Source organism: Oleiphilus sp. HI0086, from assembly GCF_001635225.1.
Genome location: NZ_LWFZ01000798.1, coordinates 1 through 13,037, shown reverse-complemented (window position 1 = coordinate 13,037; position 13,037 = coordinate 1). Strand labels below are relative to the sequence as shown.

Annotated in this window: 15 protein-coding genes; 2 read left to right on the top strand and 13 right to left on the bottom strand. The window is 44.6% G+C overall.

Annotated elements, in window-relative coordinates:
* Positions 1-188: 188 nt before the first annotated feature.
* The 7 genes from A3756_RS14160 to A3756_RS14130 all read right to left on the bottom strand — a co-directional run bounded on the left by A3756_RS14160 (position 189) and on the right by A3756_RS14130 (position 5,808).
* Complete coding sequence (locus A3756_RS14160; RefSeq protein WP_197470137.1) at positions 189-659, bottom strand: hypothetical protein; 471 nt, start codon at positions 657-659, stop codon at positions 189-191.
* A 26-nt stretch (positions 660-685) separates the two neighbouring features.
* The gene (locus A3756_RS14155) at positions 686-985 is read right to left on the bottom strand and encodes a nucleotidyltransferase domain-containing protein (RefSeq protein ID WP_068553729.1); all 300 of its coding nucleotides are present in this window, start codon (positions 983-985) and stop codon (positions 686-688) included.
* Positions 986-1,371: 386 nt separating this feature from the next.
* Positions 1,372-1,851 carry a hypothetical protein gene (locus tag A3756_RS14150; protein ID WP_068553728.1) on the bottom strand — a complete coding sequence of 160 codons (480 nt, stop codon included), beginning with the start codon at positions 1,849-1,851 and terminating at the stop codon, positions 1,372-1,374.
* Complete coding sequence (locus tag A3756_RS14145) at positions 1,848-2,147, bottom strand: nucleotidyltransferase domain-containing protein (RefSeq protein WP_068553727.1); 300 nt, start codon at positions 2,145-2,147, stop codon at positions 1,848-1,850. Before A3756_RS14145 ends, A3756_RS14150 begins: the two co-directional genes overlap by 4 nt.
* Before the next feature lie 509 nt (positions 2,148-2,656).
* Positions 2,657-3,688, bottom strand: a complete 1,032-nt coding sequence (locus A3756_RS14140; RefSeq protein WP_068553726.1) for an NAD-dependent epimerase/dehydratase family protein — start codon at positions 3,686-3,688, stop codon at positions 2,657-2,659.
* A 68-nt stretch (positions 3,689-3,756) separates the two neighbouring features.
* Positions 3,757-4,272: a hypothetical protein gene (locus A3756_RS14135; protein WP_068553725.1), complete on the bottom strand. Its 516-nt coding sequence runs from the start codon at positions 4,270-4,272 to the stop codon at positions 3,757-3,759.
* Positions 4,273-4,365: 93 nt separating this feature from the next.
* On the bottom strand, positions 4,366-5,808 hold the full coding sequence (locus tag A3756_RS14130) for a capsule assembly Wzi family protein (protein ID WP_068553724.1): 1,443 nt from the start codon (positions 5,806-5,808) through the stop codon (positions 4,366-4,368).
* Between the two features lie 710 nt (positions 5,809-6,518).
* Here A3756_RS14130 and miaB point away from each other — a divergent pair.
* Positions 6,519-7,883 (top strand): tRNA (N6-isopentenyl adenosine(37)-C2)-methylthiotransferase MiaB, encoded by a 1,365-nt coding sequence (miaB, locus tag A3756_RS14125; protein ID WP_068510764.1) that lies wholly within the window; start codon positions 6,519-6,521, stop codon positions 7,881-7,883.
* Positions 7,867-8,919 carry a PhoH family protein gene (locus A3756_RS14120; RefSeq protein ID WP_082865270.1) on the top strand — a complete coding sequence of 351 codons (1,053 nt, stop codon included), beginning with the start codon at positions 7,867-7,869 and terminating at the stop codon, positions 8,917-8,919. The genes miaB and A3756_RS14120 overlap by 17 nt, the downstream gene beginning before the upstream one ends.
* Positions 8,920-9,104: 185 nt before the next feature.
* Here the strand turns inward: A3756_RS14120 and A3756_RS14115 are convergent, their stop codons facing one another.
* The 6 genes from A3756_RS14115 to A3756_RS14090 form a co-directional block, all read right to left on the bottom strand.
* A complete protein-coding gene (locus A3756_RS14115; RefSeq protein WP_068553723.1) occupies positions 9,105-10,409 on the bottom strand; it encodes a TRAP transporter large permease in 1,305 nt (434 codons plus the stop codon).
* Positions 10,406-10,813: a TRAP transporter small permease gene (locus A3756_RS14110; protein WP_082865269.1), complete on the bottom strand. Its 408-nt coding sequence runs from the start codon at positions 10,811-10,813 to the stop codon at positions 10,406-10,408. Before A3756_RS14110 ends, A3756_RS14115 begins: the two co-directional genes overlap by 4 nt.
* A gap of 121 nt (positions 10,814-10,934) precedes the next feature.
* Positions 10,935-11,402 (bottom strand): EAL domain-containing protein, encoded by a 468-nt coding sequence (locus A3756_RS14105; RefSeq protein ID WP_068553721.1) that lies wholly within the window; start codon positions 11,400-11,402, stop codon positions 10,935-10,937.
* A gap of 62 nt (positions 11,403-11,464) precedes the next feature.
* Positions 11,465-11,908, bottom strand: coding sequence for a response regulator (locus tag A3756_RS14100; RefSeq protein WP_068553731.1), 444 nt, complete (start codon positions 11,906-11,908; stop codon positions 11,465-11,467).
* Between the two features lie 185 nt (positions 11,909-12,093).
* Positions 12,094-12,369, bottom strand: coding sequence for a nucleoid-associated protein HU-beta (gene hupB / locus A3756_RS14095; RefSeq protein WP_068506893.1), 276 nt, complete (start codon positions 12,367-12,369; stop codon positions 12,094-12,096).
* 265 nt (positions 12,370-12,634) lie between these two features.
* A partial coding sequence (locus A3756_RS14090; protein ID WP_304438885.1) for a S16 family serine protease occupies positions 12,635-13,037 on the bottom strand: 403 nt, incomplete at its 5' end.

The window sequence follows — 13,037 nt, the reverse complement described above, 5'->3', positions numbered from 1 at the left end:
TCTCGGTGGCAAATCATCTTTTATGTTTTGATCTTTAAGGAACAAACACTTGAACCACCGAGGACACCGAGCGCTTCGCTGCACCGAGGAAGTGATTAAGAAATACTAAAAAGCTTTTTATCTTTTCTCTGTGTAGACCGTAGGCCGCTCTGTGCTCTCTGTGGTGAATCGTCTTTAGTATTTTGACCTTAAAGACTTAAAAGTGATTGAGCCTGCTTATCGTATGACCTTTGAACAGTAAGCAACATTTCTACTAATTCAATTGCCCTATTAAGTGCAGACGAGAACTCCTCATTATCTTCAACATAATCATGAACCAAACGATTTCTAAGATTTCTCGCCTCTATCCACTGTTCGACCGAAGCAATTAATCCAAGCTTTTCCATTCGTCCCAAGTTATTGATTGCAGAACTTGGCGTTTCAAGCATTTGTTTTAATAACTCGGGAGTACACTTATCACCTAAGTGATCTTGAAGCCTGCCAAACCTTGCGACAAACGCATCGACCCGCTCAGCCATATCTAGATCATCTTCAAGACCAGCAACCCATTGGGGATTAACTTCTTCAGATTTTAAGCGGCTCCACGTCAACTCCAAGTGCTTTGCTTCCTTTTCTGCCACTTTAATCAAGTGTCGTAAACGGTCTTTATTATTACCCATTAAAATAATCCTTCTCTATTTTTTATTTAGAGCGCTATTCCTTGCGCTTTAGCTTGCTTATGAATAGTTTGATACGGCGTTAGTGCATCCACCAAAATCACATCTATTTTTTGATCGCCGATTGCCATCTGAATTTTTGCCGCGATTCGAGCAGCGGCCGACGCCCTATTTTCAATTTGTCGCGCCGTCTCAACAAAAAGGTCGATATCCCCCCCCTTTGCGGAGTCATCTACTCGTGAACCAAAAAGAATCACCTCTGCCTCAGCGCCTAAAACTGCCTCTACAGATTCTTTAATTTTTGATACTTGAAATGAACTTAGCCGCACAGCCTACCCTCAACAATTCTTAGTGTTGTCAGTATAACAGGGAAATACTGAGAGCGTGCTTAAGGCGCTTTTAAGAAAACGCTTTCTTTTCTCGGTGCAGGCCTCAGGCCGCTCTGTACCCTCTGTGGTAAACCGTCTTTTATGTTTTGATCTTTAATTAAGGGATAAACCGATGAACCACCGAGGACACCGGGCGCTTCGCTGCACCGAGGAAGGGATTGAGACACATCTAAAAAAGCTTTTATCTTTTCTCTGTGTAGGCCGCAGGCCGCTCTGTGTCCTCGGTGGTGAACCGTCTTTTATGTTTTGATCTTTAATTAAGGGATAAACCGATGAACCATAGAGGACACAGAGCGCTTGCTGCACAGAGAAAGTGTCAGCTTTACTCAAATATCAAATCTGCCCTGAAGATCACTAATTAGCTTTTGAGCAAAGTTCACTATTAGGGGAATATTATCTTTTGACAGATTAATTGCTTGGCTAAGCTGCCCTGCATCTTCAATGTATTCGTGAATCATTTGATTCCGAATTCTTCTTAGCTCTAACCACGTATCACTGCTTTCCAAATAGCCAAGCTTTTCAGCTCTATCCAGATTATCGATCGCGACACCTACTTTTTCTTGCGTAGCCTTGAGCCATGCAACCAACAACTTATCACCAACCGTATCTTGCAGGCGGCAGAAGCGCCCCACATAGGCCTCGAGCACCTCAGCCAAGTCAGGGTTAGTATCTAACTGCGCCGCCTTTTCCTCGTCAAAACCACCTGCAAATAGCTTTCCTTCAGAGTATTGTAGATGAGTAATTTCTTTTGACAGGATTCGGCACAGATACCGTAGCCTTTCTAACTGACCTTGATCTAGGGTCATAACTTAATCCCGGTTTCTTTTGCTATGGTATGTATTGGCGAAAGCTCTACACTTGGTGTTTGAAGTATCACATCGGTTTTACGCCCATGAAACAAGCGAGATACTTGCGTGCTTATTTTAGCCGCAACGAATACGAGTTCGTCGATATCGTGCTTTGACACCACGAGTATGTCTATATCACCACCCTTTGCATAATCATCCACTCGCGAGCCGAACAACCACACTTCTACGCCAGGATCAATTAAACTGGCAACGATACCTTTAATGGATTGCGCTTGCCCTTCGGTAATTCTCATTTATGCAAATGACTCTAACTATAATTTAAAGCAGTGAATTTTCATGCCTTATCTTACTGGAAGGAATTAGACTTTGGTAGCCACATAGCGCTTCGCTGCACCGAGGACAGGATAGAGCCACATCGAAAGAAAGCCTTAATCTTTACTCGGTGTAGGCCGCAGGCCGCTCTGTGTTCTCGGTGGTGAACCGTCTTTTGTGTTTTGATCTTTAAAGAAAACCAATTGAACCACAGAGGACACCGAGCGTTTCGCTGCACAGAGGAAGGAATTGAGACACTTCTAAAAAAAAAGCTTTTAATCTTTTCTCTGTGCAGGCCGCAGGCCGCTCTGTGTTCTCGGTGGTGAACCGTTTTTTATGTCTTAATCTTTAAGGGATAAACCAATTGAACCACCGAGGACACCGAGCGCTACGCTGCACAGAGGAAGTGATTAAGAAATACTAAAAAGCTTTTTGTCTTTTCTCTGTGCAGGCCGCGGGCCGCTCTGTGTTCTCGGTGGTGAACCGTCTTTTAGGATTTTGAACTTAGGAATTCAATATACCAGGGCATCGCTTCAGAAATACCTTCTAGAATTCGATACTCTGGTGCATAACCTAGTTTTGTCTTCGCTTTGGAAGTATCGGCTTGCGAGTGCCTGACATCACCAGCTCGGAAGTCTCTGTAAATTGGCTCTTTCGAAACATCAACATCATTCTCAGCTAGTGCTTTTTGTATAGATACATACAAGTCATTCAAGGTTGTACGATCACCCAGTGCGACGTTGTACACTTCATCTTTAGCTTCGTCAGGTGCAGTGGCCGCAAGAATATTCATTTGCACAGTGTTATCGATATAGCAAAAGTCTCGACTTGTTTCGCCATCGCCGTTAACGAAGACATCTTCACCTTCAATCATTGAAGAGGTCCACTTTGGAATAACCGCTGCATAGGCACCATTAGGGTCTTGTCGCTTGCCGAACACATTGAAATAACGCAAACCAATCGTTTTGAAGTCATAGGTTCTGGCATACACACTGGCATATAATTCGTTTACGTATTTGGTTACCGCATAAGGTGAAAGCGGATTGCCTATATTTTCTTCTACTTTTGGCAACGCAGGGTGGTCACCATAGGTTGAACTACTGGCCGCGTAGGTGAAGCTTTTTACCTGCTCTTCTTTTGCAGCCTGGAGCATATTGAGAAAGCCAGTGATATTCGCTGCATTCGTGGTAATCGGGTCTGCGATAGAACGAGGAACGGAGCCAAGCGCTGCTTGGTGTAAAACATAGTCAGCACCTGAAACCGCCTTCTGGCAGGTTTCGTAATCTCTGATATCACCTTCGATAAATGAGAAGTTCTGCCACTGTTCAGACGCTACCAAGCCTTGAACTTCATCTAAATTGTATTGATGCCCAGTGGCGAAGTTATCCAAACCTACAACTTTTTGGTTTAGTTTTAGCAGTGTTTCTAGCAGGTTAGAACCGATAAAACCGGCAACACCCGTTACCAACCAGGTTTTGGGGCTGTCTGTTAGCTGCTGTTTTACATTTTCATAACTTGTCACGACACTTATTTCCTTTCTATTTAGAGTTGCTCAGGGTTGTTTGAGACAGGGGCGGTATTGTTAATTATTCAGTTTCCGGCAAAGGTATCCGCTAGCTTGAGAACAGTAACGATTAAGGCTATCAAGCCTATGCTCCAGCGCATATTCTTGTTTATCGCTTCAGATATCTTCAATTCAATTCGTTTTTCAAAAGCGTCCATTCTAGCCCCCATAAGTTCGAAGCCTTTGTTTACCTTTTGTTCCAACAACTTGAATTCGCCTTTCAGGCCGACAAACTCGCCTCTTAGGCCTGTAAAGTCACCTTTCAAATCAGAAAACTCACCTTTCAAGCCAGCAAATTCACCTTTCAAGCCAGCAAATTCACCTTTCAAGCCAGCAAATTCACCTTTAAGGCTTGCCACACTATCGGTCACTTCATTTAATTTTTCATCTAAATGATTGATATGATTATATTGCGACTTAAGCAGCAGTGTATTGATATCTTCACTACTTAGACCCTCACCGTTTGAGAAGCGGGTTTCAATCTCTTCGAGTTTGGGCTGTATCATTTGAATTAGCATATCGTCCACTTTTGTTTTATCCATTCTCTTATCCTCCTTGATAATCATTGGTAAAAGCCTTGTCGTTAGACTAAGCGAATAATAGCATGACAGGCCTGCTTTTACACTTCACAAGCCCTAGTATCGATACTCCCAGGAGACCGAAGCGGCTAAGCGTTCTACATCGGTAAACGCAGTATCAACATCTTTACTTAGGTAAGTCAGCCCTGCTTTGAAACGGCCATCAAAGATAAAACACTGGTGATAAAATTCCGCCATATAAAGTGATTGAGCACTCAGAGCAACCCCATTTCCTCTCACTCCACCATCTTCATTCAACTGTAAATAGCTTGCACGCGCACTCCAAAGCGAACCATCACCATTTTGAAGACTCATTCCAAAGGACAAAACCTTCGAGTCATTATCAAAACTTGCGCCAAGTGTGCGCCCGCGGTAGCGATAGCCACTCTGATAGAGACCATGTTCGTAGGTGGTATTATAAAATACCGTCTCAAAGCCATCCGCAATGGTATTTGCGTATTCCAACTCGTACTTTAGGAAAGCGCTATCTTCTAGTATTTGGGAAAGTTGAACACCCGCTTGATGAGTGCGTCGCGATGGCATATAGCCTGCTTCGTCTTCACCAATTGTTTGTGCGTGGAAGGCCGCACCCAGCGTATCAGTCAATGCAAAGCCATAACGTACATCGAAGCCCGCCAACTGATTCCCCGCTTGCTTGGCTGTATTTTCACCCTGCGAAGTAAGCGACTTCCAGAAGGTAGACAAGTCTTCATCACGCCCTTCTCCACCCCACTGCATCGCACGGGATAGTCCAAATTCAAGACCTTTCACCGGCCTAAAGGTAAAACGCATGCCAGTAAGTTTTGCCTCAGGTATTGTACGCTTACTTTCTAGCTGACCAATATAAGATACAAATTGCCACTCTCCTAACCAAGAAAGCAATGGTGTTTCAAAGGTTTGCCCCTGCTTGGTTCTTAAGAATACGCTCGGCACCGGATCTGCATTATTTGTCAGGATCAAACTCGACTGAGAACCCGCGCCCCACCATTGATCGACTGCGCCAACACCCAATACCCAGTTGCCATCACGACCGCCCAGCACGCCAGCCAAATAGGAGCCATAAAAGTCTGTCTGGACGGCATCATCACCAGGGTCTGTCATGACATTAGCTTGAAGCCTGAAGGCAAAGCTTTCACTATCACCTTCCATTGTTTTATGGATCTCTCCTTTTTCTTGCTGGAAAGAACCAAAATCTCTTAATAATGGCCTAGCACTGCCCGCTGTCACTTCAAGGCTTTTTTTAATACCGGACTTAGTCTGCTTACGTAGCTCAAAGCGTAATTCTCTAATCGCAGTTTTTTGTGCTGAATTGAGCTTCGAGTGATCAGCTTCTGCTAATGCACTTTTTACGTCCGCCCACATAAGCGGCCAGGTCGTTAAAGAGATATCGATCACTTCTGCATCATTGAGTAGCTGAAGATTATTTCGAAGCCTAAGGTCACCTACATCAATCCATGGCGCAGCGTTTACCGTGGCAGCCATAACAAGAGAAAGGGACATTACAAGGGTGCTGAGAAGCTTAGATTTGATAGACACGAATTAGACTTTTTAGTGGTTGATTCTATGGCTGGGCATTATAGGGGTTTTGCACTTAAAGGTAAAAGCGAAAAGAACTTAAACCACAGAGGACACCGGGCGCTTCGCTGCACAGAGGAAGAGATGGAGACACATCTAAAGAAAGCTTTTATCATTTCTCTGTGTAGGCCGCAGGCCTCTCTGTGCCCTCGGTGGTGAACCGTCTTTTATGTCTTAATCTTTAAGGGATAAACCGATGAACCACAGAGGACACCGAGCGCTTCGCTACACAGAGGAAGAGATTGAGACACACCTAAAAAGGCTTTTATCTTTTCTCTGTTTTTATCTTTTCTCTGTGTAGGCCGCAGGCCTCTCTGTGCCCTCTGTGGTGAACCGCCTTTTATGTTTTGATCTTTAAGGGATAAACACTTGAACCACAGAGGACACCGAGCGCTTCGCTGCACAGAGGAAGAGATGGAGACACACCTAAAAAGGCTTTTATCTTTTCTCTGTTTTTATCTTTTCTCTGTGTAGGCCGCAGGCCTCTCTGTGCCCTCGGTGGTGAACCGTCTTTTGTGTTTTGATCTTTAAGGGCAGTCTTTAGCGACAGAAAAAACTACACCCACTGCCTGCTTAGATGTATAATCTGCCGCCTATTTTTTAAGCAACTCTTTTCGCAAGCGATTGATATTTAGATGACCGACACCACGACCAAGAAGCTTTTTATTAAAACTCACGGCTGCCAGATGAACGAGTATGATTCATCTCGCATGACAGACTTACTGCAAGACAGTCATAAAGTTGAGTTAACCGAGAACGAGAGTGATGCTGACATCATTCTTCTTAATACCTGCTCTATTCGTGAAAAAGCACAGGAAAAGGTCTTTCACCAGCTTGGTCGCTGGAAGAAGCTTAAGGAAAGCAACCCGGAACTAACTATCGGCGTTGGTGGTTGCGTTGCCAGTCAGGAAGGTGAAGCGATTCGTTCTCGCGCGCCTTTTGTAGACGTGATCTTTGGCCCACAAACGCTTCATCGCCTACCAGAGATGATCGACGCATCAAAAACAACTGATGTAGGCGTGGTCGACATCAGCTTCCCTGAAGTTGAAAAGTTTGACCACCTCCCTGCTCCCGGTATAAATGGCCCTTCTGCGTTTGTTTCAATTATGGAAGGCTGTAGCAAGTATTGTACTTTTTGTGTTGTGCCTTACACGCGAGGTGAGGAAGTTAGCCGCCCTGTTGATGACGTACTGGCAGAAATCTCCCACCTTGCTACTCAAGGTGTGCGTGAAATAAACTTACTCGGCCAAAACGTTAACGCCTACCAAGGTGAAACACACGATGGCGACATGATGGATCTTGCTGAGTTAATCACACTAACCGCAGCCATTGAAGGCATTGACCGAATTCGTTTTACAACGTCGCATCCGGTTGAGTTCAGTGACTCACTTATCGACGTTTATGCCGATACTCCTGAGCTGGTAAGCCACCTCCACCTTCCTGTTCAAAGCGGTTCAGACAGAATACTGAATGCGATGAAGCGCGGCCATATGGCATTAGAGTACAAATCTAAAATTCGCCGTATACGTAAGCACCGCCCTGATATTAGTATCTCTTCAGACTTTATCATTGGCTTCCCTGGCGAAACCGAGAAAGACTTTGAAGACACCATGAAGCTGATCAATGACGTTGGCTTTGACGCTTCTTTTAGTTTTATCTATAGCGCGCGCCCGGGTACACCAGCAGCAGATTTACCTGATGAAACAAGCGAAGAAGTTAAAAAACAACGACTGCAAATTCTGCAGCAGCGCATTCTTCAACAAGCTCAAGATATTAGCCGAAAAATGGTCGGTAATACCGAACGAATTCTGGTCACAGGTTTTTCTAAGAAAGACCCCGGGGAGCTACAAGGCCGAACCGAAAATAACCGTGTTGTGAACTTCAAAGCGAAGCAAGACCGCTCAGATAGTGCCTTGATCGGGCGCTTTATCGACGTGAAGATTACCGATGCTTACGCAAATTCATTACGTGGTGAAAGAGTCGATGAGCAAGACTACTAAAAAAGAAAAGTTAGCCAGACGGCAAGACAAGCAGCCTGACGATAAAGTCAAAACAACGAGCACTGGCTCCATTACCATTAAAGAAGTTGCACTGACGCCTTTTGATAATGACCGCCTCGCCTGTTTGTGCGGCCAATTTGATGAAAACATCAAACACCTGGAGATGCGCCTAGATGTTAAGATTAGCTATCGGGGCGCTGTTTTCAAAATACGTGGCGAAAAAGCTGAAGCATCTCAGGCGGCGCTAGAGATAATCAGACACCTATATCGAGAGACCGAGGATAATTCGAGCATTAGCCTTGAAATGGTTCACCTCTTTGTTCAGGAGTTTGGCGTTGATGCTATTTCGAGCGAGCTATCAGAAGAAGCTCGACTAATCAAAACACCTCGAAGCCAAGTTAAACCTCGCGGCGAGAACCAGTGCCAATATGTTGCTAACATTAAGCAGCATGATATTAATTTTGGCTTAGGCCCTGCTGGTACTGGCAAAACCTACCTTGCTGTTGCTTGTGCTGTAGAAGCGCTAAATAACGAAGAAGTTAAACGCATTCTGCTAGTTCGGCCCGCAGTTGAAGCAGGAGAAAAGCTTGGCTTTCTGCCTGGCGACCTGGCTCAGAAAGTTGACCCTTACTTGCGCCCTCTCTATGACGCGCTATATGAAATGCTAGGCTTCGACCAAGTCGCCAAGCTCATGGATAAGAACATCATAGAAGTCGCACCACTCGCCTTTATGCGCGGCCGAACACTTAATAATGCTTTTATTATTTTGGACGAAAGCCAGAACACCACACCCGAACAAATGAAGATGTTTCTGACCCGAATTGGTTTTGGCTCAACAGCCGTTATTACGGGCGACCTAACCCAAACCGACCTACCTAAACACGCGATGTCGGGCTTAGCTCAGGCTCAGCGCGTTTTAAATGGCGTAAAAGGCATCAGCAGCATCCACTTCCGCCCATCTGATGTTGTCAGACACCCTATTGTTCAACGAATTGTAGAGGCTTATAACAAGCACGATACGCAGGGAAAGGCTTAAACCACAGAGGACACCGAGCGCTTCGCTGCACAGAGGAAGGGATTAAGACACCCTAAAAACCTTTTTATCTTTTCTCGGTGTAGGCCGCAGGCCTCTCTGTGACCTCTGTGGTGAACCGTGTTTTATGTTTTGATCTTGAAGTGATAAACCGATGAACCACAGAGGACACCAAGAGTAGAGAAACTCTAATCTTTCATTTGCCCAGGCAACCACAAAGCTATTTCAGGGAAGATCAGCAGCAGTAGTACCATAACCAAGCTTATTACTACGAATGGTAAGGCACCCTTAAAGACAGTTGTTAAGGGTATATCCGGAGCAACGCGCTGCATTACAAATACATTGATACCGATTGGCGGCGTAATCAGCGATAGCTCAATCATCATAACGATAAAAATACCAAACCAGACCGGCTCATATCCTAAAGAGGTCACCAAAGGGAAGACAAAAGGCAAGGTGAGGATAATCATCCCAAAGGTGTCTAATACAGCCCCGAGCACCAGATACAAGAGCAATAGAGCTAACATTATCAAGAAAGATGAATCACCCCAACCGGCGATGGATTCTATCAAGAACTGAGTCACGTCAGTCTGCGCCATGAAGCGGCTAAAGAATACGCCTCCTAAGAATAACAAAAAGATGTTGCCGCTCAGCGAAACGCTTTGGCCCAAACTTTCTTTCAGAATCATTGCACTTAAGCGTCCGCGAAATAAGGCAATAACGAATACCCAAGCCAAACCAATAGCCGCGGCCTCTGTTGGCGTTGCATAGCCTCCGTAAATACCACCCAAAACAATAAGCATTAGTGACAATGCCGGCAGGAGTTTTGGTAGCGCCTTGATCCGCTCTGCCACCGAGTAATGCTCACCACCGGGTGCCAGTTCGGGCTTGAGCTTACAGCGAATCATGACATATAGACCAAACATCAAAGCTAATAGAATTCCCGGAATAATACCCGCTATAAACAGGTCGCCTAGCGAGGTTTCCGTCCAGGCCGCGTAAAAGACCAAAGGGATACTCGGAGGAATAAGAATGGCGAGCACACCGGCTGCTGCGATTGAGCCAGTCGCAAGCCTTTGGTTATAGCCGTAACGACGCATCTCTGGCATCAGCATTTTGCCCATTGCTGTGACTGTTGCAACACTAGAGCCTGTGACCGCACCAAAGGTTGCTGAGCAGCTGATAGATGTGATCGCCAAGCCACCGGGAATTCGCCCGAACCAGCGGTTAAAGCAATAGAAAAGATCTTTACCCAAGCCCGTTGTTTGAGCTAAAGCTCCCATCCAAACAAATATAGGTAAGGTCACCAATACAAAGTTACTGGCGACTTCCCAACTAACCAACTGAAACTGAACGATAGCCGACTCAAAGCTCTGAAGGTAGACATTTCCAAGCAGCCCTACCGCTATCAAAGCGATAGCAATCGGTACACGTAGAGCGATTAATATAAGCAAGCAGGCCATGGCCAACAGGCCAACACTTTCAGGGTTCACGAATGCCCCTCTTTGGTTTGACTTGAATCTAGACTAGCCCATAGCAAACTCAATGATTGAAGCGTTGTCACAAGCCCGATAAAAGCCATCAAGGCATAGAAAGGCCAATAAGGTATGTCGATAGTATAAGCTTGATCTTCATAGGTATAGCTATCTATCGCGCCCAACACCGCCTGCCAAACGACAAGTAGCGAGAACAAAACCAAGAAAACATATGAAGCGCATTTTAGGGAGCGTTGCTTAGAAGCCGACAAGGCTTGGTAAAGCAGGTCAACACTCAATAATTCATGGCCCTCTATACACTTTGGAATCGCTAATAAAGAACATGCTGAGTAGCAGCAAACCCGACAATTCGTGAGCCCAAGCAATGGGAGAGGAAAATAATGAACGCAAAATAACGTCACTAATTACAAGTAAGACCAGTGACGGCAGAACAAACAAGGTGTTAAGACCGTTTAAGAAATTAACGAGTTTTTTTAAGATTTGGTCAAGCATAGAATGGAAGCGACGGAGGGTTCACGCTTATTAGCTTGACTCTTGATCAGGTAAGGGGCCAGGCATCACGATGCCAAATCCTTGAGCAAAGTCTATTCCAATTTCTCTTAGCGCTTCGCAAGTCGCATCATCCTCAACAAACTCTGCGATCGTCTCTAGACCCGCTGCGTGCGCTATCATATTGCACGACTCCACAATCCCTCTATCAATACTGTCGCTCAACATATTCTTAACAAAGCTCCCATCAATCTTCAGGAAGTCGACAGGAATCGTTTTAAGATAAGAAAAAGAGCTCAAACCAACACCAAAATCATCTAGCGCAAACTTAAAGCCTAGCCCTCTAATTTCATTAATAAACTCTACCGCATCAACCAGGTTATCGATTGCAGAGGTTTCTGTAATTTCAAAACAAATTCTCTGAGGCAGCAGGTCATATTCTTTTTGCCAGATCTTGATATCATCAAAAAATGACTGATCACTCAAGGTTGAACCTGACATCGTCTTCGGAGTCATCGACGATTAATATTCGTATAATCTTACCTTCCACTAAATGCATATAGCTACCTTGATACCGGAGAAAGGTTAATGTCTAACCAATAATTCCGAAGTGCTGAGATATTGTCTTTAAATTCATTTATATCAAAAGACTTTTGAATATAGCTGTTTGCGCCGGCCCGATAACCTTCCTGAACATCTCTCTCTTCATCGGAGGAGGTTAGGATGACAACAGGTAGGCATTGAGTGTCCGGGTTGTGACGAAGCTCTTTCAACACATCCAGACCATGAACTTTTGGCAAATTCAAATCGAGGAAAACCACCCTTATCTCAGGGTCGAACTGCTGGCCAGCGTACTGCCGCTTTCCACACAGGTAATCAATCGCCTCTTGCCCATCCCTAACAATGACAACATCTTTCTGCTCTACGCCCGCTTTTTTAAGCGCAAACAAAGCCAACTCTTCTTCACCTGCATTATCTTCTACTAACAATATCTTTGCCGTACTCAAAGCGAACATCCTCCTTTTGCTTATCCTTTAAGTTTAGCCCCATATTAGATTTATGCCAGGTACTGTCAAAACACCCCAAATCATTCCGACTCACTTAGCAATTCACGAATTACAGGCACAAAAAAAGCCGCTAAGAGCGGCTTTTTTCTAACTTACTAAAGTAAGCCGATTCAACAAACAGCTTACTAGCCGTTTACTGCATCCTTTAGGCCTTTACCAGCTTTAAAGCTAGGAATCTTGGCAGCAGCGATTTGAATTTCTGCACCAGTCTGTGGGTTACGACCAGTTCTTGCTGCACGATCTTTCACAGAGAAGGTACCAAAACCAATCAACGTTACCTGATCACCTTCTTTAAGTGCATTTGTAACTGATTCTACAACCGCGTCGATAGCACGACCAGCGGCTGCTTTAGAAATGTCTGCAGATTCTGCAATTGCATCAATTAGTTCAGACTTATTCACACTAAACCCCTTTTGAGATAACTGTAAACATACGAGACTTTCGCAGAATGCTGCAAGGTAATCTCTGTATATAATTTATAATGATGTGCTTTTTGATTCTTAGAAATCTTACACTTTTAAAAACATTCGTCAATTGTATCTTTGATACTCAAAAAGACAACTAACAAATATCACATGACAGGTCGGAGCCCCCTAAATTACTGCTGCCTGACGTCAGACTGTTTTATACCAACTGAGCGAAAGCCCTGTCAAGCAGCCTGAGCGCCTAATGTGTATTTATTCTCTCAGAAGCCTCATCTTTCACCTCTGAACCTTCTTTTTCGGACTTTTGCAGCATTTTTTCCTTGTGTTCATCACTTTCGGGAGAATACGCCAAAGCGCGCTCTAAAACTTCGTCAATCCACTTAACCGGTACAATTTCGAGGTCTGCTTTAATATTATCCGGAATTTCCTTCAAGTCTTTTTCATTTTCTTGAGGAATTAGAACTAGTTTTATTCCACCTCTATGTGCCGCTAATAACTTTTCTTTCAAGCCACCAATAGCAAGGACCTGACCACGCAAGGTTATTTCACCTGTCATCGCAACGTCTGCACGAACTGGAATGCCAGTAAATGAGGAAACCATTGCCGTGCACATTGCGATACCCGCACTCGGCCCATCTTTTGGC

Excerpts from the sequence above, each read along its gene's own strand:
- A3756_RS14160 (WP_197470137.1), bottom strand. The coding sequence starts at position 659 with ATGGGTAATAATAAAGACCGTTTACGACACTTGATTAAAGTGGCAGAA.
- A3756_RS14150 (WP_068553728.1), bottom strand. The coding sequence starts at position 1,851 with ATGACCCTAGATCAAGGTCAGTTAGAAAGGCTACGGTATCTGTGCCGA.
- A3756_RS14145 (WP_068553727.1), bottom strand. The coding sequence starts at position 2,147 with ATGAGAATTACCGAAGGGCAAGCGCAATCCATTAAAGGTATCGTTGCC.
- A3756_RS14135 (WP_068553725.1), bottom strand. The coding sequence starts at position 4,272 with ATGGATAAAACAAAAGTGGACGATATGCTAATTCAAATGATACAGCCC.
- A3756_RS14130 (WP_068553724.1), bottom strand. The coding sequence starts at position 5,808 with ATGTCCCTTTCTCTTGTTATGGCTGCCACGGTAAACGCTGCGCCATGG.
- miaB (WP_068510764.1), top strand. The coding sequence starts at position 6,519 with ATGACCGACACCACGACCAAGAAGCTTTTTATTAAAACTCACGGCTGC.
- A3756_RS14120 (WP_082865270.1), top strand. The coding sequence starts at position 7,867 with ATGAGCAAGACTACTAAAAAAGAAAAGTTAGCCAGACGGCAAGACAAG.
- A3756_RS14105 (WP_068553721.1), bottom strand. The coding sequence starts at position 11,402 with ATGTCAGGTTCAACCTTGAGTGATCAGTCATTTTTTGATGATATCAAG.